This is a genomic window from Actinophytocola sp. NPDC049390 (assembly GCF_044466355.1).
GTDB lineage: Bacteria > Actinomycetota > Actinomycetes > Mycobacteriales > Pseudonocardiaceae > Actinophytocola.
Genome location: NZ_JBITMQ010000018.1, coordinates 184,629 through 206,738, shown reverse-complemented (window position 1 = coordinate 206,738; position 22,110 = coordinate 184,629). Strand labels below are relative to the sequence as shown.

General features: G+C 71.3%; 19 protein-coding genes and 1 pseudogene. 8 read left to right on the top strand and 12 right to left on the bottom strand.

Annotated elements, in window-relative coordinates; genetic code table 11:
- Positions 1-97: 97 nt before the first annotated feature.
- Positions 98-1,552 (bottom strand): aldehyde dehydrogenase family protein, encoded by a 1,455-nt coding sequence (locus ACIBVP_RS39100; RefSeq protein WP_396111548.1) that lies wholly within the window; start codon positions 1,550-1,552, stop codon positions 98-100.
- Positions 1,553-1,603: 51 nt separating this feature from the next.
- Between ACIBVP_RS39100 and guaA the strand changes: the two genes are divergently transcribed.
- The gene (gene guaA / locus ACIBVP_RS39095; protein ID WP_396111547.1) at positions 1,604-3,157 is read left to right on the top strand and encodes a glutamine-hydrolyzing GMP synthase; all 1,554 of its coding nucleotides are present in this window, start codon (positions 1,604-1,606) and stop codon (positions 3,155-3,157) included.
- A 47-nt stretch (positions 3,158-3,204) separates the two neighbouring features.
- Here guaA and ACIBVP_RS39090 read toward each other — a convergent pair whose 3' ends face one another.
- Both ACIBVP_RS39090 and ACIBVP_RS39085 read right to left on the bottom strand, forming a co-directional pair.
- The gene (locus tag ACIBVP_RS39090) at positions 3,205-3,405 is read right to left on the bottom strand and encodes a hypothetical protein (RefSeq protein WP_396111546.1); all 201 of its coding nucleotides are present in this window, start codon (positions 3,403-3,405) and stop codon (positions 3,205-3,207) included.
- A complete protein-coding gene (locus ACIBVP_RS39085) occupies positions 3,398-4,729 on the bottom strand; it encodes a PspC domain-containing protein (protein ID WP_396111544.1) in 1,332 nt (443 codons plus the stop codon). The genes ACIBVP_RS39090 and ACIBVP_RS39085 overlap by 8 nt, the downstream gene beginning before the upstream one ends.
- A 200-nt stretch (positions 4,730-4,929) precedes the next feature.
- Between ACIBVP_RS39085 and ACIBVP_RS39080 the strand changes: the two genes are divergently transcribed.
- The 5 genes and pseudogenes from ACIBVP_RS39080 to ACIBVP_RS39060 all read left to right on the top strand — a co-directional run bounded on the left by ACIBVP_RS39080 (position 4,930) and on the right by ACIBVP_RS39060 (position 8,965).
- A complete protein-coding gene (locus tag ACIBVP_RS39080) occupies positions 4,930-6,165 on the top strand; it encodes a PspC domain-containing protein (RefSeq protein ID WP_396111564.1) in 1,236 nt (411 codons plus the stop codon).
- A 14-nt stretch (positions 6,166-6,179) separates the two neighbouring features.
- A complete protein-coding gene (locus tag ACIBVP_RS39075; protein WP_396111543.1) occupies positions 6,180-6,839 on the top strand; it encodes a response regulator in 660 nt (219 codons plus the stop codon).
- 68 nt (positions 6,840-6,907) lie between these two features.
- Positions 6,908-7,714, top strand: coding sequence for a MerR family transcriptional regulator (locus ACIBVP_RS39070; protein ID WP_396111542.1), 807 nt, complete (start codon positions 6,908-6,910; stop codon positions 7,712-7,714).
- Between the two features lie 155 nt (positions 7,715-7,869).
- Positions 7,870-8,361, top strand: a pseudogene (locus ACIBVP_RS39065) (nitroreductase/quinone reductase family protein); the annotation flags it as partial.
- A gap of 94 nt (positions 8,362-8,455) precedes the next feature.
- Positions 8,456-8,965 (top strand): hemerythrin domain-containing protein, encoded by a 510-nt coding sequence (locus ACIBVP_RS39060; protein ID WP_396111541.1) that lies wholly within the window; start codon positions 8,456-8,458, stop codon positions 8,963-8,965.
- Here ACIBVP_RS39060 and ACIBVP_RS39055 read toward each other — a convergent pair.
- The 8 genes from ACIBVP_RS39055 to ACIBVP_RS39020 form a co-directional block, all read right to left on the bottom strand.
- A complete protein-coding gene (locus ACIBVP_RS39055; protein ID WP_396111563.1) occupies positions 8,952-9,845 on the bottom strand; it encodes a DMT family transporter in 894 nt (297 codons plus the stop codon). The genes ACIBVP_RS39060 and ACIBVP_RS39055 overlap by 14 nt on opposite strands.
- Before the next feature lie 141 nt (positions 9,846-9,986).
- A complete protein-coding gene (locus ACIBVP_RS39050; RefSeq protein WP_396111540.1) occupies positions 9,987-11,594 on the bottom strand; it encodes a serine/threonine-protein kinase in 1,608 nt (535 codons plus the stop codon).
- 25 nt (positions 11,595-11,619) lie between these two features.
- The gene (locus ACIBVP_RS39045) at positions 11,620-12,987 is read right to left on the bottom strand and encodes a serine/threonine-protein kinase (protein ID WP_396111539.1); all 1,368 of its coding nucleotides are present in this window, start codon (positions 12,985-12,987) and stop codon (positions 11,620-11,622) included.
- A gap of 203 nt (positions 12,988-13,190) precedes the next feature.
- Positions 13,191-14,057, bottom strand: coding sequence for a hypothetical protein (locus ACIBVP_RS39040; protein WP_396111538.1), 867 nt, complete (start codon positions 14,055-14,057; stop codon positions 13,191-13,193).
- Positions 14,058-14,195: 138 nt separating this feature from the next.
- Complete coding sequence (locus tag ACIBVP_RS39035) at positions 14,196-15,503, bottom strand: hypothetical protein (RefSeq protein WP_396111537.1); 1,308 nt, start codon at positions 15,501-15,503, stop codon at positions 14,196-14,198.
- Positions 15,504-15,556: 53 nt separating this feature from the next.
- Complete coding sequence (locus ACIBVP_RS39030) at positions 15,557-16,273, bottom strand: PIG-L deacetylase family protein (protein WP_396111535.1); 717 nt, start codon at positions 16,271-16,273, stop codon at positions 15,557-15,559.
- Positions 16,274-16,369: 96 nt separating this feature from the next.
- Complete coding sequence (locus tag ACIBVP_RS39025; protein ID WP_396111534.1) at positions 16,370-16,678, bottom strand: hypothetical protein; 309 nt, start codon at positions 16,676-16,678, stop codon at positions 16,370-16,372.
- A 63-nt stretch (positions 16,679-16,741) separates the two neighbouring features.
- Entirely contained in the window at positions 16,742-17,041 is a 300-nt protein-coding gene (locus ACIBVP_RS39020) for a chorismate mutase (protein WP_396111533.1), read from the bottom strand.
- A gap of 252 nt (positions 17,042-17,293) precedes the next feature.
- On the opposite strand from ACIBVP_RS39020, the gene pcrA reads away from it, so the two are divergent.
- Positions 17,294-19,663, top strand: a complete 2,370-nt coding sequence (gene pcrA / locus ACIBVP_RS39015) for a DNA helicase PcrA (RefSeq protein WP_396111532.1) — start codon at positions 17,294-17,296, stop codon at positions 19,661-19,663.
- Between the two features lie 105 nt (positions 19,664-19,768).
- Complete coding sequence (locus tag ACIBVP_RS39010) at positions 19,769-20,035, top strand: hypothetical protein (protein WP_396111531.1); 267 nt, start codon at positions 19,769-19,771, stop codon at positions 20,033-20,035.
- A gap of 76 nt (positions 20,036-20,111) precedes the next feature.
- Here the strand turns inward: ACIBVP_RS39010 and ACIBVP_RS39005 are convergent, their stop codons facing one another.
- Entirely contained in the window at positions 20,112-20,795 is a 684-nt protein-coding gene (locus ACIBVP_RS39005) for a M23 family metallopeptidase (protein WP_396111530.1), read from the bottom strand.
- Positions 20,796-22,110 lie beyond the last annotated feature (1,315 nt).

Genomic DNA, 22,110 nt, shown 5'->3' with positions numbered 1-22,110 from the left:
ACATCGATCTTGGTCGACGCTGTTCTAGCAGGAACCCCGTTGCCTATCTCAGCCGCCTTGACAACCCACCCACCGCCCTAACTGAACGGCATTGGCTCTAGAACTCCAGCCCGGTGAGCACCATGACGCGCTCCTCGGTCAGGTCCGCCATCGCCGAACGGATGCCCTCGCGGCCGAAACCGGAGCCCTTCACACCGCCGTAGGGCATCTGGTCGGCGCGGAACGACGGCACGTCGCCGACGATCACGCCGCCCACCTCCAGCTCGGCGCGTGCCCGGAACGCCACCTGCACGTCATGGGTGAACAGCCCAGCCTGCAGCCCGTACTTCGAGTCGTTGACCTGCGCGAACGCCTCGTCCACGTCCTCGACCACGGACACCGACAGGACCGGGCCGAAGACCTCCTCGGCCCACACGTTCGCCTCGAAGGGCACCTCGGACAGCACGGTCGGCTCGACCGTCGCGCCGTGGCGCTTGCCGCCCGCGAGGAGCTTCGCGCCCGCGGACACGGCCTCGTTGACCCACTTCTCGACGCGCTCGGCGGCCGCCTCGTCGACCAGCGGGCCGACCTCGACGTCCGGGTCGTGCGGGTCGCCGGTGCGCAGCGCGCCGATCGCGTCCAGCAGCTTCGGCAGGAAGGCGTCCGCGGCCGCGCGTTCCACGATCACGCGCTGCACCGCGATGCACGACTGGCCCGCCTGGTAGTTGGAGAACGTGGCGATGCGTTTGGCCGCGAAGTCCAGGTCCGGCCAGTCCGCGCAGACGACCGCCGCGCCGTTGCCGCCCAGCTCCAGCACGACCTGCTTGCGGGGCGCCGCGTCCATCAGCGACCAGCCGACCGGGCCGGAGCCGGTGAACGACACCACCGGCAGCCGCGGGTCCTTGACCAGCGCCATCGTCTCCTCGTTGCCGACCGCAAGCACCGACCACGAGCCCTCCGGCAGGTCGGTCTCGGCGAGCAGCTCACCCAGGAGCAGCGCCGACAGCGGCGTGCGCGGCGCGGGCTTCACGATGATCGGCGCGCCGACGGCGAGCGCGGGCGCGATCTTGTGCGCCACCAGGTTCAGCGGGAAGTTGAACGGCGCGATGCCCAGCACGGGGCCGCGCGGCACCCGGCGCACCACCGCGAGGCGGCCCTCCGCGTTCGGGTCGGTGTCCAGCCGCTGCAGCTCACCCGAGAAGCGGCGGGCCTCCTCGGCGGCGAACCGGAACGTCGACACCGCCCGGTTCACCTCGAGCGTCGCCCAACGGAGTGGTTTCCCGTTCTCCGCGGTGATCATCTCGGCGATCTCGTCCGACCGCGCCGCCAGCTGGCGCGACACGTGGTCGAGCGCGGCCGCCCGGACGTGCGCGGGCGTGGTCCGGAACTTCAGCTGGACGTCGACAGCCGCGGCGACCGCACGTTCGACCTGATCAGCGCTGGGCACGCAGACGGTCGCGATCTCGTCGCCGTCGAACGGGTGGTGCACGGCGAGGGTCTGGTCACTCTGCTCCGCGCGGCCCGCGATCCAGGCAGGACGCGGGGTGGGCAGGTGCTGCTCGGTCGCGTTCATACCCCCACCGTAGTTCCATGGTCCCGGCAGGGCGCATGCGATGCTGTGGCCGTGACCGACAACTTCCACCGGCCAGTGCTCGTCGTCGACTTCGGTGCCCAGTACGCGCAGCTCATCGCCCGTCGCGTGCGGGAGGCCCAGGTGTACTCAGAAGTGGTTCCGCACACCGCGTCGGTGACGGAGATGCTCGAGAAGGACCCGCAGGCCATCGTGCTGTCCGGCGGGCCGTCGAGCGTGTACTCCGAGGGCGCGCCCGCGGTGGACCCGAAGCTGTTCGAGACCGGGGTGCCGGTGTTCGGCATCTGCTACGGCTTCCAGGCGATGGCGCAGGCACTCGGCGGGACGGTCGAGCACACCGGGGCACGCGAGTTCGGCCGGACCGACCTGTCGTCGCAGGGCGGTGTCCTGCACACCGACCTGCCCGCCCGGCACCCGGTGTGGATGTCCCACGGCGACTCGGTCACGAAGGCACCGCCCGGTTTCGACGTGACCGCCACGTCCGCGGGCGCGGTGGTCGCGGCGTTCGAGGACACCGGACGCCGGTTCGCGGGCGTGCAGTACCACCCGGAGGTGGCGCACTCACCGCACGGGCAGGAGGTGCTGCGCCGGTTCCTGCACGAGGTCGCGGGCATCCGGCCGCAGTGGACGATCGCGTCCATCGTGGCGGAACAGGTCGCGAAGATCCGCGAGCAGATCGGTGACGGCAGGGCGATCTGCGCGCTGTCCGGCGGCGTCGACTCGGCGGTCGCGGCCGCGCTGGTGCAGCGGGCCATCGGTGACCGCCTGACCTGTGTGTTCGTGGACCACGGCCTGCTCCGCGCCGGCGAGCGCGCCCAGGTGGAACGCGACTACGTCGCCGCGACCGGGATCAACCTGGTGACCGTCGACGCCCGCGAGCGGTTCTTGGCGGCGCTCGACGGCGTCACCGACCCCGAGCAGAAGCGCAAGATCATCGGCCGCGAGTTCATCCGCGTGTTCGAGCAGGCGGAACGCGACCTGAAGGCACAGGGCGACTACCGCTTCCTGGTGCAGGGCACGTTGTACCCGGACGTGGTCGAGTCCGGCGGCGGCACCGGCGCCGCGAACATCAAGAGCCACCACAACGTCGGCGGTCTGCCGGAGGATCTGCAGTTCGAGCTGGTCGAGCCGCTGCGTGAGCTGTTCAAGGACGAGGTCCGCCGGGTCGGTCTCGAACTGGGCCTGCCGGAGACGATCGTGCACCGCCAGCCGTTCCCCGGGCCGGGGCTGGGCATCCGGATCATCGGCGCGGTCACCGCCGAGCGGCTGGAGATCCTGCGGGCGGCCGACTCGATCGCCCGCGAGGAGCTGACCGCGGCGGGGCTGGACCGCGACATCTGGCAGTGCCCGGTGGTGCTGCTGGCGGACGTCCACAGCGTCGGCGTCCAGGGCGACTTCCGCACGTACGGCCACCCGGTGGTCCTGCGCCCGGTGTCCTCTGAGGACGCCATGACCGCCGACTGGACCCGCCTCCCGTACGACGTGCTGGAACGCATCTCGACCCGCATCACCAACGAGGTCCCGGAGGTCAACCGGGTAGTGCTGGACGTGACGTCCAAGCCCCCGGGCACCATCGAGTGGGAGTGAGAGAACGCGAAAGGCGCCCCCCGCGAGGAGGGGCGCCTTTCGCGTCTCTAGCGCTTGCCGCGCAGGGACGAGGCCAGCAGCAGGATGCCCACCAGCAGGGCGCCGCCCGCCAGCAGCCACGTCGGGTTGGGGATCTCGAACGCGCCGTCGGTGAGCACGAAGGCCGCCACCAGCAGCGTTCCGAGGCCCGCGAGGCCGGTCAGCAGGTCCGGGAAGCCCCGGCGCGTCTCCTGGTCACGCTCAGCCACGGTGCACCTCCACGTTCCCCGTGTTCACCTCGGCGTCCAGCTCGATGAGCAGCCCACCGGGGCCGTCGCCGAGGCTTTTGAAGTCCTCGATCTTCTTGTCGAAGCCCGACCGCTCCTGGCCGAGGCACTCCAGGTTGCCGCGTTCGGTCTCGCACGTCACGATCACGTCGGCTGTCTTCGGCACGAACACCTCGACGTTGCCCGCGCCGGTGCGTGCGTTGATCTCCACGACCTCGGTCTCCTCGCCGGGCAGCGGGGTCAGCGCCGTCAGGTCCACGGTCACGTTGCCCACCGACCGCTCGTAGGAGCCTTCCACCTGCGCCACCGTCGTCGGCCGCGCGGTCAGGTCCCCGATGCCGTGGTACTCGCCCGGCGTGACGACCGTCAGCGCCAGCCCCGCCACCGACAGCGGCACCGCCAGCGCGATCAGGCCGCGGCCGCCGCGCAGGAACGCGCCCGCCACCATGCCGAGACCGAGGATGGCCAGCACCACGCCGACGATGTGCTGCGGCGTGATCCACCCGCCCATCGCGAACGACATGCCCGCCGCGGCCACCAGGGCCAGCCCGACCGTCATCGTGCCGATCCGCGACTTGCGCCGCTTCACCGGCGGCTCCGGCGGTGTCTCCGGCTCGGGCGTGGCGGGTTCCGGCAGGTCCCACGCGAACGGCGCGGCACCGAGCGGGTCCCACGCGGGCGGCGTGGTGCGCTCCTCGACCGGCGGCGGCGCGTCGACCGGTGCGCCCACGGGCGGCGGGAGCGGCACGTCGGCCTGCGTGGTGGCGGCCGTCATCGGTGTGGTCGGCATCGGGGCCTCCGGCGTCGGCGCGGGTCCGGGCGGTGGCGTCGCCGAGGCGGCCGACGTGCGCACCGGGGTGAGGTGTCCACGGCTCTGGTGCAACAGGAACAGCAACCCGCCGATCACCACGAGGCTCAGCCACGCCGGGAACGTGCCGAGCGGCCCGCCGCCGAAGAACCAGCCCAGCATCGGCACCAGCAGGATGCACAGCAGGATGGTGAACCCGGCGGAGGTGGAGCTGCGGCCCTTGCCGATCAGCGCCTCCGCGGGCGCCGCCTCGTCGTCCTCCTCGGGCAGGAACAGCCAGCCGAGCAGGTAGAACAGGATCCCCGCGCCGCCGTAGACGGCGGCCACGACGAACCCGACCCGCACCAGCACCGGATCGATCCGGTACCGGTTGGCCACGCCCGCCGCGACGCCGGCGAACTTGCGGCCACGGCGCGGTCGCCGCGGCCTGGTCGCCCAGAAGTCCTTGACCGTGTCCTCGGCGCGCATCGCGCCGTGCTGTCCCTGTGTCGCACTCACGATGACAAGAATGCGTCGGCACCCCGGTTCGGCACATCCGGGAAAGACCCTGAACCGCACGGTCCGGGTTTTTCCCGGATGGAGAGCGCGCGTGCACGTGTGACGATGGCACAGTGAGTGTGCAGGCCGAGACACGAGAGCCGGTGGTGGACGCGGACCTCGAGCGCGTGACACGGGACCAGGCCGACGACGAGATCAAGATGCGTCGCCGGCGGTCCGGTCGTGCCGTCGCGGGGGTCGCGGGCGGGCTCGCCGACCACCTCGGCATCGGCGTCCTGTGGACCCGGATGGCGTTCGCGGTGCTCGCGTCGTTCGGCGGCGCGGGTGTGCTCGTGTACGGCCTGCTGTGGGTGTTCGTCCCGCAGGTCCGCAACGAACCCAAGCAGGCCGAGGTCTCGGTCAAGGAGAAGCAGCAGGCCCGCGGCCTGCTCGCGATGGGCATCGGCCTCGCGGTCGGTGTCGGCGCGCTGTCGGGGATGGTCAACGGCTGGGTCGCGGGCGGGCTCGCGGTCACCCTGGTCGGTGCCGCGCTGGTCTGGCGGGAGGCCGACGAGCAGCAGCGGCGCCGCTGGACCCGCTCCGGCGTGGTCGGCGCGGTCGTCGGCACCGGCGGCCGGTCCGCGCTGGTGCGCGTGCTGACCGGCGCGGTGCTGGTCATCACGGGTATCGCCGTGTTCCTGGCCCGCAGCGTGAACCTCGACCAGATGCAGTTCGCGCTGCTCGCCGTGCTGGCCGCCCTGGTCGGTGTCGCCGTCCTGACCGTGCCGTTCTGGCTGCGGCTGGTCCGCGACCTCGGTGAGGAGCGCACGCAGCGCATCCGCACCGAGGAACGCGCCGAGATCGCCGCTCACCTGCACGACTCCGTGCTGCAAACGCTTGCGCTGATCCAGAAGCAGGCCGAGGCGCCCCGCGAGGTGCTGCGCCTGGCACGCGGCCAGGAACGACAGCTGCGCGGCTGGTTGTACGGCCCGTCGGGGTACGGCAAGGGCCGTCCCGTCGAGGGGGCACAGGCCGGTGGCGCGGGCGGCACACCGGAGGCGACGTCGCTGTCCGAGGCGATCGAGCGGGCGAGCGGCGAGGTCGAGGACCAGTTCGCGATCAAGGTCCAGCACGTCGTGGTCGGCGACTGCCAGCTCGACGAGCGGCTGACCGGGCTGGTGTACGCGGCCCGCGAGGCGGTGGTGAACGCCGCGAAGCACGCCGGTGTCGGCGAGGTCAGCGTGTACGCCGAGGTCGAGCCGGACACCGTGGAGATCTTCGTGCGGGACCGGGGCAAGGGCTTCGACCCGCAGACCGTTCCGTCGGACCGGCATGGCCTCGCGGACTCCATCCGGGGCAGGATGGAGCGCAACGGCGGTGAGCTGCGCCTGCGGACCGCGCCCGGCGAGGGCACGGAGGTGCACCTGCGCATGCCGCGAGTGTCGGTCGCTTCGTAGAGGGGTTGTCAGTGATGGCGGAGAAGCCCGTACGGGTGTTCCTGGTGGACGACCACGGCCTGTTCCGTGCCGGTGTGCGGGCGGAGCTGGACTCCATCACCGACGACGTCGAGGTGGTCGGCGAGGCGGGCACGGTCGGCGAGGCGGTCGCCGGGATCGCGCACAAGAAGCCGGACGTGGTGCTGCTGGACGTGCACATGCCCGACGGCGGCGGCGCCGAGGTGCTGCGCCGCGCGCGGCCGGACAACCCCGAGGTCGTGTTCCTGGCGCTGTCGGTGTCCGACGCGGCCGAGGACGTCATCGCGGTCATCCGTGCCGGTGCCCGCGGCTACGTGACGAAGACGATCTCCAGCCACGAGCTGGTCCGCGCGGTCGTCCGGGTGTCCGAAGGCGACGCGGTGTTCAGCCCGCGCCTGGCGGGTTTCGTGCTGGACGCGTTCGCCGACCGGCCCGGCGCGGCGCCGATCTCCGACCCGGAGCTGGACCTGCTGACCCCGCGCGAACGCGACGTGCTGCGGCTGCTCGCGCGTGGCTACGCGTACAAGGAGATCGCGGCCGAGCTGTTCATCTCGGTGAAGACGGTGGAGACGCACGTGTCCAGCGTCCTGCGCAAGACGCAGCTGTCGAACCGCTACGAGCTGTCGCGGTGGGCGTCGGATCGACGGCTTGTCTGAGCGGAGCTCGCGGAGCGAACATCGTCATTGACCCTGACACGGTGTGAGGCCATAGACCTGGGCCCGTCATGTTCACCATCGGAGACTTCGCCAGACACGGCCGGGTGTCGGTCCGCATGCTGCGGCACTACGACGCGATCGGCCTGCTGCGGCCCGCGCGCGTGGACCCGTTCACCGGGTACCGCGGGTACGAGGCCGCGCAGATGTCGCGCCTGAACCGCATCGTCGCCCTGAAGGACCTGGGTTTCACACTGGAACAGGTCGCGTCGATCATCGACGAGAAGGTCGGGATCGACGAGCTGCGCGGCATGCTGCGGCTGCGGCACGCCGAGCTGCAGAGCAGGGTGGCGGCGGACCGGGCACGGCTGGCCGCGGTCGAGGCGAGGCTCCGTTCGATCGAGACGGAGGGCGTCATGCCAGTCCAGGACGTGCAGGTCAAGAAGGTGCCGCCGGTGCGGGTCGCGGAGGTCAGCGGCGTCGCCACGAGCTTCGAACCGGGCGCGATCGGCCCGGTGATCGGGCCGCTGTACGACGAGCTGTTCGGTCACCTGAAGGCCGCGGGCGTCGAGCCGGTCGGCCCGGGCATCGCGTACTACGAGGACGGCCAGGACGGCGGCGTGATCGTGCACGCGGCCTGCCCGGTCAACGTCGAAGCGGTCGAGGGCGCGCAGGTCGTGGACCTGCCGGGCATCGAACGCGCGGCGACGATCGTCCACCACGGCGACATGGACAACGTCCTGTCCACGGTCCAGACGCTCGCGAAGTGGATCGAGGAGAACGGTCACACGTCGGCGGGCTACAACCGCGAGGTGTACCTGGAAGCGATGGGCGACCGCGCGGACTGGGTCACCGAACTGCAGGAACCGTTGCCGTAGGGCGGCCTCCGGCCCCCGGTGATCCAGCCTACGGCACCCCACCGACACCCCCACCGGATGAAGATCCACAACCCGGCAGTTGTCCACAGCCGGTCCGGTTGTCCACAACCAAGATCGACATCCGACCCCCTGTCGGTGGGTGCCGGTAGGCTGGCATGGCGGGTGGCCCCCGGGATGGGGTGGGGGTTCGGTTACGTACTGGGCGGGGCGTTTTCGCTGGTCAGGCGGTTGTGGAGTCGCGGTCGGCCATGCGGTCTGGACCATCTCCCGACGCGGCTGGTTCAATGGCCGGGTGCCGCGTGGCCTCGCCAGCACAAGGGCGAGGGTGGGCGAGCACCCAATCTCAAGGGGATGATGTCCGTGGCCAACCACACCATCGGCGCCGCCTGACCGCTGACGCCCGCGCGGTCAGTCCCCTTCTCGACCTCTCTCCTTTCCTGGCGATCGGGAGACGCCGCGCGCACGCCTGTGCCCGTTTTTCGCCTATCCATCGAGGAAAGAGGACATTGATCATTTCGTTGACCACGACCGGCGCGCGCAGCGGCCGGTCCCACACCGTCGAGGTCGGCGCGGTGCCCGACGGTGACACGTTGCTCGTCGTGGCGTCCGCGGGCGGGGCGCCGCGGCATCCGGCCTGGTACCACAACCTGGTCGCCAACCCGAGGGTCACGGTCGACGGCCGCCGTACGGCCGTCGCCGTGCCCGCCGTCGCGGGGGGAACGCGACCGGCTCTTCGAGGTGGTGCTCGCCGAGGCCCCCGGATACGCCGACTACCAGCGGCAGACCAGCCGGGTCCTCCCGGTCGTCGTGCTGCACCCGGAGGACCAGGACGTGGTGCGGGTCCGCGCCGCGGGCGACGAACTGGTGGCGTTGCACGGCTGGTTCCGCGCGGAACTGGCGGCGCTGCGGTCGGGCGCGGCCGTCGAGTTCACCGACGACCTGCGCGGCAACTGCCTCGCGTTCTGCGTCGGCCTGGAACGCCACCACATGGGCGAGGACTACGCCGTGTTCTCGTTCCTGGGCCAGCGTTTCCCGGAGCTGGGCCCCGCACTCGAACAGCTGCGGGCCGAGCACGTGAAGGTGGCGCGGCTGCGCGGCGAGCTGTCGGTGCTGGCGGCGCAGGAGGACCCGGCGCCCGCCGACTTCGACCGGCTCGACGCCGAGCTGACCGCGCACCTGGACCGCGAGGAGGCACTGCTGGTGCCTCTGCTCAACGCGTTGCCGGACGTCCCGTGGCCTAAGGTCGGCTGACCGCCGCGACCGGGGTCGGCGCCGCGGGCTCCACCGCCGCGCGGCGCCGCACCCTGGTCAGCGCCACCCCGGCGAGCACGACCACCATGCCCGCGATCACGTGCGCGGTCAGCGGCTCGTCGAGGAACAGCGCGCCGAGCAGCACCGAGACGACCGGCAGCAGGTACCCGACGCTGGCCGCGTTGGTCGGGCCCTCGTCGGTGATCAGCCGGTAGTTGAGCGCGAACGCGAAGCCGGTACCGAAGATCCCGAGGATCGCGATCGCGATGACCGCGTCCCACCGCAGGTGGACCGGGTCAAGGCCCTGCACGGGCATCGCGAGCGCCATGAGCCCGGTGGCGGAGAGGATCTGCGACGCGGACAGTGCGATCGGCGCGACCCCGCGCCCGGACACGAACCGTCCGATGTAGGCGAAGCTGATCGCGTAGCAGATCGCGGCGACGAGGATCAGCAGCGCGCCGGTGCCCGCGATCTCCGCCTCCCACGGCGAGAAGATCAGCAGCGTGCCGAGGAACCCGAGCACGAGACCGCCGACCTTGGTGGCCGACAGGTTCCGCTCGACCCGCAGCACGATCGCGATCATCAGCACCCACAGCGGGGTGGTCGCGTTGAGCACGCCCGCGACCCCGGAGTCGACGGTCTGCTCGCCGATCCCGAACAGCGTGAACGGGATCGCGTTCCCGATCAGCGCGGCGACGACGAGGTGCCCCCAGAGCCGCCGGTCGCGGGGCAGCCGGTTGCCGCCGGCGTAACACAGCACCACCAGCACGGCCGCGCCGAGCAGCACGCGGATGAAGGTCATCTGCACGGGCGTGAAGCCCGCGAGGCCCATCTTGATCCAGAGAAAGCTGGAGCCCCAGAACAACGCCAGCAACCCCATGCGCACGAGGGTCGCGCCACCACCACTGATCACGACAGCAACGGTGCCCTCGGCCGCCCGGTAGGACAAGCAAATAGAAGCACAAGAACGTGTTAGCAAAACTGAACGGTCACGGCCCTCGCGCGCGGCCAGCGTCTCGGGTCAGTCGTCCTCGTCGTCGTCGCCCGGGCGGCCCAGCTTCTCGTAGTCGTCGATCATCAGTTCGCCGTCCTTGTCGACGACCTTCAGCCGGTACGACTCCGTGGACTGCTTGTTCCTCTTCGTCACGAACTTGAGCGTCGCCTCGACCTCGTTGCCGTTCGAGGACAGGGACAGGACGGTCACCTCGCGGACGCTGTTCCAGAAGCGCTCGTACGAGCGCTTCCCGCCCGACTTCTCGTGCCCCGAGTCCGTCATCAACGCCCACGCGGACTCCGTGTCGCCCGGCAGCAGCCCGTAGTAGTCCCGGACCAGGTCCTGGTAGTCCTCCGACGTCGGCTCCTCGTACGACTCCGACGACGTGGTCGTCTCGGTGGGCGTGGTCTGCGAGGTCTCCGTGGTCTGGGTGGGGTCCGTGGGCGGCGCGGCACCGTTGTCGTCGTTACCGGCCGACAGCAGGCTCGCCACCAGGATCCCGACCAGCGCCGCCGCCACGATCGCCAGCACGGTCAGCACGATCGACCGCGTCCGCGAGCCACCGGCCTGACCCGTCGCGGCCGGGTGGGGCGGTGGCGTCGGCACCGGCTCGCGCATGATCGGCCCGCTCGGCAGCGGCTCCGCGAACGGGTTCACGTCCAGCCGTGTCCCGTCCTGGGCGGGCGGCTGCTGCACCGGCGGCGGTGGTGGCGTCGGCCAGCGCGGCGGGGTCGCGGGGGCAGGCGGACGCGCGGGGAGGCGGTTGCCCGCGATCCGGTCCGTCGGCGCGGCCGCGGCGGACAGCGTCGGCTGCCTGCCCTCGGCCACCGCCAGCAGGCCGTCCCTCGTCACCGTCAACGACGGGCGTTCCGACGGCTCCACCCGCAGCAGCTGCATCAGCAACGCGGTCAGCGGCCCCGCCTGCCGGGGCGGGGTGATCTTGCCCGCCGCCACCGCGTACAGCAGCGCGAGGGTGTTCTCACTCAACCCGAACGGGGAATGGCCCTCGACCGCCGTGTACAGGGTCGAGCCCAGCGAGAAGACGTCCGCCGCGGGCTTGGGGTCCTCGCCCTTCGCGACCTCGGGTGCCAGGTACGCGGGGGTACCGGCCAGCATGCCGGTCGCGGTGACGGTCACGTCGCCGGTCGCGCGGGAGATGCCGAAGTCCGTGATCTTGACCGTGCCGTCCTCGCCGAGCAGGACGTTCGCCGGCTTGATGTCGCGGTGCACGATGCCCGCGGCGTGGGCGGCGACCAGCGCCGACGCCACCTGCGCGCCGATCCGCGCGACCTCGGTGGGCGGCAGTGTGCCCTTTTCCGTCAGCACCGCCGCGAGACTCTTCGACGGCAGGTACTCCATGATCAGCCACGGGTCGCCGTCGTGCTCCGCGACGTCGTAGACCGTGATGGCGTTGGGATGCGTCAGACGTGCCGCGATCCGCCCTTCCCGCATGCATCTTCGCCGCGCCTCCTCGGCCTGAGCGGCGGAGAGACCGGGCTGCAGCAGCAGCTGCTTGACCGCGACCGTGCGGTGCAGGCGGTCGTCGTGCGCCTGCCACACGATGCCCATCGCGCCGCTGCCGATCTGGCGGCCCAGCAGGTACCGCCCCGCGACGAGCGCCCCCTCCGACGTCATGGCCTGACCCCACGAGCGTGGACCATCAACGCACCTCTCCACCCGGAGGAATCGACGGCTCCGTCGACGTCGTCGTGCTGCTCGTCGGCTCCTCGGTCGTGGTGGTCGTGGTGGTCGTCGTCGTGGTGGTCGTGGTGGTCGTGGTAGTCCGCTCCGTGGTCGTCCGCTCCGTCGTCGTCTCCTCCGTCGTCGGCTCCGGCTCCTCCTCGGAGGTCGTCGGTTCCGTCGTCGTCGTGACCTCCGACGTGGTCAGGACCTCGCTCGACTCCGTCACGTTCGACTTCTTCGGGTCGGTGTTGGGCGTCTCCTCGTTGTCCCGGCCCGCCATGAGGAACGCCACCGCGGCGATCACGGCCACCAGCGCCAGCCCGGCGCCGACCACGATCGGCGCGCGGGACTTCCTCGGCGGCGGCGGAGGCGCGGCCACCCGAGCCGACCGCACGGCACGCGTCCGGTCGTCGGCGCCGACCATCTGCGTGGCGGCGTCGCCGTAGTCGTCGTAGTCCTCGTAGTCGTCGATCAGCTCGGTGCGGCGGGTGCCCGGCCCCATCGCCACGGGGATGTCCGGCACCTCGCCCATGGCGACCGAGCCCAGCAGGTCCCTGGTCCGCGACGTCGACGGCCGCTGCTCCGGGTCGGCCGCCAGCATGGTCACCAGCACGTCGGTCAACGGGCCCGCGAGCTGCGGCGGGTTGATCCGGCCCGCGGCCACCGCGTGCAGCAGCTGCAGCGTGTTCTCCGTCAGCCCGAACGGCGGTTCGCCCTCGACGGCCGCGTACAGCGTCGAGCCGAGCGAGAACACGTCCGACGCGGGCGTCGGGTCGTTGCCGATCGCGGCCTCCGGCGCCAGGTAGGCGGGGGTGCCCGCGATCATGCCGGTCTTGGTGACGGTGACGTCGTCGCTGGCGCGGGAGATGCCGAAGTCGGTGATCTTCACCGTGCCGTCGTCGCCGAGCAGGATGTTGCCGGGCTTGACGTCGCGGTGCACGATGCCCGCCGCGTGCGCGGCGGCCAGCGCGGCGGCCGCGTGGGCGCCGATCCGGGCCACCTCGCGGGCCGGGAGCGGGCCACGCTCCGACATGACCATCGCGAGGCTCTTCGACGGCAGGTACTCCATGATCAGGCAGGGCGCGCCGTCCTCGTCGACCACGTCGAACACCGAGATCGCGTTCGGGTGGTGCAGGCGGGCGGCGATGCGGCCCTCACGCATGCATCTCGCGACGGCCTCGGCCTGCTCCTCCGGCGGAAGGCCGGGGGACAGGAGGAGTCTCTTGACGGCGACGGTGCGGTTCAGTCTCTCGTCGTGCGCCGTCCAGACGACGCCCATCGCACCGGTTCCGATGCGGTGAACCAGGCGGTAACGGCCGGCGACCAGGCGACCTTCATCGGTCATCGCGCCGAGTCCCCCCTACCTGCAGGTGATCGGTGTACATGCCGACTCCGGGAATTTTTTGGGAACGGCTGTCTGGCCCCGCGTGCGCCAACCCGCACCAGGCTAGGCGTTCACGCTGCGCGCACGAACAGGGACCACATCGTGAACGCCGCGACGTGCTTGGTATTGCGGACGGAATAAGCAGGGGGTCGCAGGTTACCGGTTCAGTTCCGTTGGGCTGACAGCAGTCGGACCCCGACGATCCGACGAGGACTCTCCGCGACCGTGAGCAGTTGCTGGATCCGCAGGTGACCGCCGCCGAGCAGGCGCATGCGCACCGTGGCCAGCACGCCGTCCTCCCGCTCGACGACGTCGACGGAGTCGATCGCGACCACATAGGACCAGGACCGCAGGAACTCGCCGAGGTCGCTGTGCAACAGGTCCGGGGCCAGCAGCTGGAACGCGGCGGTGGGTGCGTCCGGCAGGTTCTCGTAGAACGCGCGCACCAGCGCCAGGTCGTCGGCCGGGGCCGGGGCGTCGTGGCCGGTGTCCGCGCTGGCGGAGGTGCCACCGGACGGCTTCGCGGCCGAGGGTGGCGGTGGCGGTGTGGTGCCGGTCTCCGGCGGCGTCGCGACGTCGACGGACTCGGCGACGGACCCGTCCCTGGGCTCGGCGGCGGGCTCGTCGACGACCGGTGGTGGTGCCGGCGCCGGGGTGGGTGCCTCGGCCACCGTCCTGCCGAGACGGTCGGGCAGCAGCGCCTGGTCGCCGGTGATCTGCACCATGGGTCTCACGGCGGGCTGGGCGTGGTCGCGCCGCTGGTGGGAGATCATCGAGGACACGGTGACCGCGCCGCACAACACCGCGCTCGCGACGCCGATGCTCGCCATCTTGGCGAACTGGGCGACGCGTACGGGTGGGCGGCGGTGCGACACGGGCGCGGACACCACCGGGATCGTGTCGGTGATGTCGTCCCGTTCGCCTGCGGAGCTGTCGGTGCAGCGGGCTGGTGACGCCTGTCTGACGAGCAGCTCCGTGACGGTCACCGAGCCGGCGCGTGCATGCCGCCGACCGGTCGTCAGACGGTCCACTGTGTGATGGCCTCCGTGCGTAGCGTTAGGGGCCACTCGTACTCCGGTCGGCATGCCCGGCGCCAGTCAATTGGAGTGGATCACCCGAACGGGGTTGCACCGTCCAGCGATCTTCACTCGAATGGAGTATGAGCGGGATCACCCCGTAGTCGCGTCGTCCGTGATCTTCGGATCGCCGCCCCACGTGAAGGTGAGCTGTCGCTCCTCGATCGTCTCCCGGCCGTCCTTGTGGACCACCTTCATCCGCGACGTGGTGACCGCCTCGTTGCGGTTGATGGTGATCGACTGGACCTCGATGCGCTCGACGTCGCCGTAGCGCTCCTCGATGCCCTCCTGGCCCTCGCGGGCCATGCTCCCGGTGGTCAACGCGGACGCCGCGGCCGGATCCGACGTGACCAGCGCGAAGTACTCCTCGGTGCGGTCGCCCATCTCCTGCGGGTCCGTCGGGGTGACCGGGGCGCGGCCGACGGTTTCGCGGTCCGGCTGCGGGGGCGTGGCCGACGTACCGCTGGTCGTGTCCTCGCTCGGCGGCTCGGTCGGCACCACCGACTCCCCGCCGCTGGTGCTGCCGATGACGGTGTCCCGTGCGGGGCTGTCCGATGTCGTCGACGACGGGGTGTCCGTCGTGCTCCGCTCGCCGCTCGTGGTCGGCCGGTCCGTGCTCGGCCGCTCGGACGTCTCGTCCGGGTGCGGCAGCTCGCCCAGCGTGAGCGGGCCCGTCGGGTACGCGGGCAGCGCGTCGATCAGCGACTCGTCGCTCACGGGCCTGCTCACCAGCTCGCTCGTGGCGACGGTCAGGCCGAGCACCACGGCCGCGGACGTGCCGACCGCGAACCACGCCGCCTTGCGCCAGGTGCGCGGCGGGGTGACCGAGGCGGGCACGGTCCCGAGGTCGAACTTGCGCAGCCCGGTCACCGGCGCCTCCGGCAGCGGGTACACGACGGCACTGGACAGCGGGCCGCCGTCGACCTTGCCGTGCTTCGGCGGCAGGCTCATGGGCACCGTGTCGACCAGCATGTCGGGGGACGCGACGGGGTTCGCCGCGTGCCGCGCCCGTCGCAGCGGCGCGGGCACCTCCGCGGCCACGATGGGCTCCCGCAGGAAGCTCGGCGGCGCGTCTCCCGCGCGCCCGCGCGACGAGGACCGTGACGACGACCGTGACGACACGGTGGCGGGCCAGTCCGGCGCCCGGTGCCGGGGCGCGGGCCACGCCGGTGCGTCGGCGGCGGAGCGGGCCCGGGGCACCGCGGGCTCGTCCGCCGGGCGGCCGGGCCGCCTCGGTGCCTCGCTCGTCGGCCACACCGGTGGTGCGGGTGTCCCGTCGTACCGCGCGTGCGCCGGAGCGGATTCGGTCGGGCGCACCGCGGGCGTCCACATCGCACCCGCCGCGCCCCGACGGTGCCGCCCGTGATGTTGTTCCTGGCTGCGCCAACCCCCGACTGTCATGACTGTGGGACTTCCCTCCTTCCGGCTCGTGACGCGATGCGACCAAACGATCACTAACGGCTTGTGTCGACCGCCTGGAAGGCCTCTGCCAGCCGGCCGTCGCCCAGGCCGAACCGCGCGGCCGTGGCCGCGTGGTACTGCCGGAGGTCCTCCTCGATCGCGTCGCCGGTCGGCCCGGCCTGCGACGCGTGGGAGCGCAGCGCGGCCATCTTCTTGTCGAAGGCGTCGGTGATGTCGACGGCCTGGTTGCGCAGGTGCGTCGGCCCGTCGGCGAGCCACAGCTCACGCACCACCCACGGCTCGAGGCCCTCGTCGTCGAGCAGGGACCGGTGCGCGTGCGGGTTGCGCGCGTCGGGGTAGACGGCCGCGAACGTGGCCTCGCCGACCGCGCGGTGGTCCGGGTGCGAGGTGGGCACGAAGTCCCAGTTGATCTCGGGCGACCAGGTGAGCACCCGGTCGGGGCGCACCCGGCGGATCACCCTGGTGATGTCGCGACGCAGGTCGAGCGACGCCGTCACGGCCCCGTCGGGGTGGCCGAGGAACACCAGGTCCGTGACGCCCACCTGCGCCGCGGCCGCTCGCTGCTCGGCCTCCCGCACCGCCGCCATGCCGGGTGACCCGTCACCGCTGGCCTCACCGGACGTGCAGACGCAGTAGGACACCTCGATCCCGGCCGACGTCCACACCGCGACCGTGCCCCCGGCGCCGAAGTCGACGTCGTCGGGGTGAGCGGTCACCACAAGCGCCGACCGAACCTTCGCGGTACTCACTCACGTCAGGGTAAGTGGTTGCGGTCGGTTTGAGGGGCTGGGTGCGCATGTCCCGAACGTGTCACCCCATCGAGTGACATGGACACGCGCAGGCACTCAGCCGCCGGTGCGGTACCGCTCCTGCGTCGACTGCAGCGCCTTCACCGCGGTGCCGCCCGACCCGGCCGCGAGCAGGATGGCCAGCACGTCGACGAACCCGCTGCCGCTCGTCAGCGCCCACGCGAGCAGTGCGCCCGCGGTCGTGACACCGGCGATCGGCCACCGGCTGCGGACGTACTGCGCGATCGGCGCACCACCCGCCCGCTTGGCGGCGGCGGAGTTGAGCATCGCGAGGTAACCGGCGTGCCCGAGAGCCGCCAGGACCGACACGATGGCGATGATGACCGCGATCAGGTTGAGGACCATGCCTCCAGTGTGCCCGCGTCCGGGTTCCCACCGGATCGGTGGGAACCCTGAGATTCGCAATGGTTATCTGCCGAGCGGTCCCCGGCCCAGCGCGAGCAGCGCCATCGCGATCTTGCGCCCTTCCGGTCCCAGGTCGCGGTAGCGCGCGAGCACGTCCATCTCGCGGTTGACCACGATGCGGGTGCCGCCCGCGGCCATCCTGGCGGCGCCGATCGTCCGCGACACCTCGGCCCTGCGGGTGACCAGCCGCAGGATCTCGGCGTCCAGCCAGTCGATCTCCTTGCGCAGCTCGTCGATGTCAGTGGTGGCTTCGGTGGCCGCGCCGGCGGCCTTGTCGTCGTCCGTGGAGGTGGTGGGGGGCATGTCGTGTTCCTCGCTCATGTGGCGGAATCCCCTTGGCCCCGAGCAAAAAGCCCCGGGTCCGAGGACTCCGGGGCTTCGATGGTTCGTTCGCGCGCTACGCAACCACGGGAGCCGGAGTCCGGATCCCGTAGAAAAACTCGAAGCTGCGGTGGCGCACGACGCCGATTCTGCACCGCCCGCCCACGTTCTGTCCACTTGCCCGGGCTGTCGCGCGCTCGGCTGTCGGTGCTGCCCGGTAACGTTGGGCCCATAATGAGCACTCTGTTCGAATTGCCTTCTCAGACGTCCCCGCCACCCCGGCGCAAGGCCGGGGCGGAGCTGCTCGACGGCCTCAACGAGCAGCAGCAACGCGCCGTGCAGCACGCCGGTTCGCCGTTACTCGTCGTCGCGGGCGCGGGCTCGGGCAAGACACGGGTGCTGACCAGACGGATCGCCTACCTGCTGGCCGAGCGGGACGTGCACCCCGGCCAGATCATGGCGATCACGTTCACCAACAAGGCCGCCGCCGAGATGCGCGAGCGCGTGGTCGAGCTGGTGGGCAGGCGCGCCAACGCCATGTGGGTGTCGACGTTCCACTCCATGTGCGTGCGGGTGCTGCGCCGCGAGGCCACCACGCTGGGCATGAAGTCGAGCTTCTCGGTCTACGACGCGGACGACACACGCAGGCTGATCACGCTCGTGTCCCGCGACCTGGACATCGACCCGAAGCGCTACACCCCGCGCGGGCTCGCCGCGGCCATCTCGAACCTGAAGAACGAGCTGGTCGACCCGGAGACCGCGAAGGACAAGGCGGCCAACGACTTCGAGCGCCGCACGGCCGAGGTGTACGTCGAGTACCAGCGCCGCCTCCAGCTGGCCAACGCGTTCGACTTCGACGACCTGATCATGCGCACGGTCGAGCTGCTGCAGACGTTCCCGGGCGTCGCCGAGTACTACCGCCGCCGGTTCCGGCACGTGCTCGTCGACGAGTACCAGGACACCAACCACGCCCAGTACACGCTGGTCCGCGAGCTGGTGGGCACGTCGTCGGACGGCGTGGAGCCCGGTGAGCTGTGCGTGGTCGGCGACGCGGACCAGTCGATCTACGCGTTCCGCGGCGCGACCATCCGCAACATCGTGGAGTTCGAGCGGGACTACCCGCAGGCCACCACGATCATGCTGGAGCAGAACTACCGCTCCACGCAGACGATCCTGTCCGCGGCCAACGCGGTCATCTCCCGCAACCCCAACCGGCGTGACAAGCGGCTGTGGACCGCGCTGGGCGACGGCGAGAAGATCGTCGGCTACGTCGGCGACAACGACCACGATGAGGCCGCGTTCGTGGCGGGCGAGATCGACAAGCTGATGGATGACGGCGAGATCAAGTACAGCGACGTCGCCGTCTTCTACCGCACCAACAACCAGTCCCGCGTGTTCGAGGAGATCTTCGTCCGCATGGGGCTGCCGTACCGGGTGGTCGGCGGCGTGCGGTTCTACGAGCGCAAGGAGGTCCGTGACGCGCTGGCCTACCTGCGGGTGCTCGCCAACCCGGAGGACGCGGTCAGCCTGCGGCGGATCCTGAACGTGCCCAAGCGGGGCATCGGCGACCGGGCCGAGGCGTGCGTGTCCGCGCACGCCGACAGGCAGCGGATCTCGTTCAACGAGGCCCTGCGTGACGCGGTGGACGACAAGGTCCCCATGCTCAACCCTCGGTCGCGCAACGCGATCGCGGGGTTCGTGGAGCTGATGGACGACCTGCGCGGGCTCGTCACGGACGGGCACGAGACGGCGGACATCCTGGAGTCGGTGCTGGAGCGCACCGGCTACCGCGCCGAGCTGGAGGCCTCGGAGGACCCGCAGGACGAGACGCGGGTGGAGAACCTGACCGAGCTGGTCACGGTGGCCCGCGAGTTCGCCCACGAGCTGCCCCCGGAGGACCCCGACGCCTCAGCGAACGGAAACACTGATGACGGCCTCGTCGAACCGGGTTCGCTCGCCGCGTTCCTGGAGCGGGTGTCGCTCGTGGCGGACGCCGACCAGATCCCGGACGAGGACAGCGAGGCCACCGGCGTGGTCACGCTGATGACGCTGCACACCGCCAAGGGCCTCGAGTACCCGGTCGTGTTCTGCACCGGCTGGGAGGACGGCGTGTTCCCGCACATGCGGGCGCTCGGCGACCCGACCGAGCTGGCCGAGGAGCGGCGCCTGGCGTACGTGGGCATCACGCGTGCGCAGCGGCGCCTGTACCTGTCGCGGGCGATCGTGCGGTCCGCCTGGGGCCAGCCGATGGAGAACCCGGAGTCGCGGTTCCTGGGCGAGATCCCGGCCGACCTCGTCGACTGGCGGCGCGTGCAGCCGGAGCGGCGGCGCGCGCCCAGCGCGCCCACCTCGAGCTGGGGCCGCCGGTCGTTCGGCGGTGAGCGTTCGCCGTCGACGTCCTCGTTCGGGCCCGCGAAGGGCTGGAAGGACACCCCCGCGCTCTCGCTGGACGTCGGCGACCGCGTCACCCACGACAAGTACGGCCTCGGCACCGTGGTCGCCACGGACGGCGTCGGCCCCCGCGCGACCGCCACGATCGACTTCGGCACCGCGGGCACGGTCCGCCTGATGCTGATCGGCAGCCTCCCCATCCAGAAACTCTGATCCACTTTCGAGTGAATCCCGCTTCTCGCGGTCGAACGGATGTGCGAAACTGTCGGTGCCATCCGGTTGACTACTCACCACGCGGGGCCACCCAGGTCCCGCTCGGTGAGACAGGGAGTCCTAGATGTGGACGAGGTGTTGTTCGGCGTGCTCGCCGAGAACATCGGCAGGTACCTGGACGGGGTCGACCGGCGTGCCGAGCACTCGGAGGAGCTGCGCGTGCTCGTCGCCGCATGGCGGGCGCTGCTCGACCTCCACCGGCCGGAGGGGCGTCGAGGAAGCTGCGCGGGCTGCGCCGCGGCTCGTCACAGAGGGGGCGGCATGTGCACCGTCTGGCGCGTCGCGGGAGCGTTCTTCGTCCGGCGCCTCTGAGTGGCTGACTGCGCGGTGGCGTGCCGTGTGCGCGCACACGGTGGCGACGCCGGCTGGCGTCAGGCACCGGTCCGGGTCAGAGAGAGACGCCGTGCTCGAGGAGCCAGGTCCGCGGGTTGATCTTGATGCCGTCGGCGTCCCAGACCTCGAAGTGCAGGTGTGGTCCGGTGGACTGGCCGCGGTTGCCCATGCGCGCGATCTGGTCGCCCGCCTTGACCCGCTCGCCCTCGCGGACCGAGTAGTCCTGCATGTGGCCGTAGACGGTGACCGTGCCGTCGTCGTGGAGGATGCGGACCCAGAGGCCGAAGCCGCTGGCCGGGCCGGCCTCGATGACCACGCCGTCGGCCGCGGACACGATCGGCGTGCCGATGCTGTTGGCGATGTCGATGCCGTAGTGGGTGGTGCCCCAGCGGGCGCCGAACCCGGAGGTGAAGGAGCCGTCGGCGGGCCGCACGAACTTGGGCCGCTCGGCCTCGGCCTTGGCCGCGGCGATGGCGGCGGCGCGGGCCTGCACGATCTGGTTGGTGGAGGCGATCTTCTGTGCCTCGACCGGGGCGGCGGACGTCTTGGCCACCATCAGGACTTCTGGCGCGGCGGCGGATGAGCTGCCACCGATGCCACCGCCGAGCTGGGCGGAGGCGTTCTTGCTGTCGGCGAGGGGTGCGATGTCGTCGGACGGGGAGGACTGCCCGGCCGCCTGGAGCGTCTGACCAGCAGCGGCGGCGGCGAACGCACCGACGGCCACCGCGGCGACAACCACACGTCCACGGAGGGCGGACGAGGGTGGGTTCATGCGGTGCTGAGCGGAACGGATCCGTGCGGAACTGTCGCGTTCAGCAAGCGCAGCATCAAGCGCTGCGCACTCCCGTGTGTCGCCGCTGGGGGAGCGGTGTCGAGACAAGGCCTGCCCTTCCGTCTTCGGGGAGTCCGGACTCGACATGCGCCTGGCTCGTTGGGGCCGAGCTGTCGGCGTGGGCGCCGGGCGGGGGATCCCGGCTGTTCGGCAACTAAACCTCTCGGTTGCCGTCCTGCCCAATTCGTGACCGGACCGTGACAACGGACCGGGGGACGATAACGAAGGGGCACCGCTGAGGGCAACTTCCGCGAACCGAGTCGGCCAAACGGGTGGCGCGCACACCGCCGGTAACCAGCGGCAATGACCGAAGGTGAACCATAAGTTACGAACCCAGTGTGATCCAAGACACGAAATATCCACACAACCAACCGGGTCCGCGAACCTCCAACGCCGCCCTTCGTAACCGAACTCAAGCCCGGGCCAGCCCCGTCCGCACGGCCCCAACAGAAGGGAACAAAGGGACAGAACGTCAACGCGCGCACCCCCGAGGGGAACCGGCAAGAGGTGGCGGGCACAGCACCGGCGGCAGGCTGGCGGGCGGTGGGCCTCGCCCAGGCCAGAGCCGACCGCTTCCCAACGTCGGCAACCTCCGGGCGGACGTCCGCCCCTCGGTTTGAGGTCACACGGCAACCGACCCGACCCCGGGATGACCGGCTCCGCTCGAGCCGGTTGCCGTGTGACCGCCCGCCCAGGCGGGATCGCATGGCCTGCGCTCGTCCGGCCTCGGGAGCCACCGGGCCTGGTTCCGGTCTGGTCTGTGCCGCGGGCTTGCTCGCCCTGCCTGGCTGACCGTCCTGCCTGAATGGCGCGCCTGCCTGGGTGGCTCGGGTTGCGCTGCCAGCTTGCTTGCTGGCTCGGTCTGCCGGGTGGTGCGGCTTGCGCTGGCTGCCTGGGTTGCCCGGGTGGTGCGGCTTGCGCTGGCTGCCTGGGTTGCCCAGGTGGCTCGGCTTGCGCGGGTGGCTTGGCTTGTGCGGGTGGCTTGGCTTGTGCGGGTGGCTTGGCTTGTGCGGGTGGCTTGGCTTGTGCGGGTGGCTCGGCTTGCGCAGGTTGCCCGGCTTGCCCGGGTGGCTTGGGTTGCCTGGGTGGCTTGGGTTGTGCTGCTTGCTGGTCTGCGGGGTTGGTCGGCTGGCGGGGTGGTTCGGTCTGCCGGGGTGGCTCGGGTCGTGCTGCTAGCTCGGTTTGCCCGGGTGGCTTGGGTTGTGCTGCTTGCTGGTCTGCG

Bases quoted from the DNA above. Each gene is read 5' to 3' on its own strand.
- ACIBVP_RS39100 (WP_396111548.1), bottom strand. From the start codon at position 1,552: ATGAACGCGACCGAGCAGCACCTGCCCACCCCGCGTCCTGCCTGGATC.
- ACIBVP_RS39080 (WP_396111564.1), top strand. From the start codon at position 4,930: ATGCGTCGCCGGCGGTCCGGTCGTGCCGTCGCGGGGGTCGCGGGCGGG.
- ACIBVP_RS39075 (WP_396111543.1), top strand. From the start codon at position 6,180: ATGGCGGAGAAGCCCGTACGGGTGTTCCTGGTGGACGACCACGGCCTG.
- ACIBVP_RS39070 (WP_396111542.1), top strand. From the start codon at position 6,908: ATGTTCACCATCGGAGACTTCGCCAGACACGGCCGGGTGTCGGTCCGC.
- ACIBVP_RS39055 (WP_396111563.1), bottom strand. From the start codon at position 9,845: ATGGGGTTGCTGGCGTTGTTCTGGGGCTCCAGCTTTCTCTGGATCAAG.
- ACIBVP_RS39050 (WP_396111540.1), bottom strand. From the start codon at position 11,594: ATGACGTCGGAGGGGGCGCTCGTCGCGGGGCGGTACCTGCTGGGCCGC.
- ACIBVP_RS39045 (WP_396111539.1), bottom strand. From the start codon at position 12,987: ATGACCGATGAAGGTCGCCTGGTCGCCGGCCGTTACCGCCTGGTTCAC.
- ACIBVP_RS39035 (WP_396111537.1), bottom strand. From the start codon at position 15,503: ATGACAGTCGGGGGTTGGCGCAGCCAGGAACAACATCACGGGCGGCAC.
- ACIBVP_RS39025 (WP_396111534.1), bottom strand. From the start codon at position 16,678: ATGGTCCTCAACCTGATCGCGGTCATCATCGCCATCGTGTCGGTCCTG.
- ACIBVP_RS39020 (WP_396111533.1), bottom strand. From the start codon at position 17,041: ATGCCCCCCACCACCTCCACGGACGACGACAAGGCCGCCGGCGCGGCC.
- pcrA (WP_396111532.1), top strand. From the start codon at position 17,294: ATGAGCACTCTGTTCGAATTGCCTTCTCAGACGTCCCCGCCACCCCGG.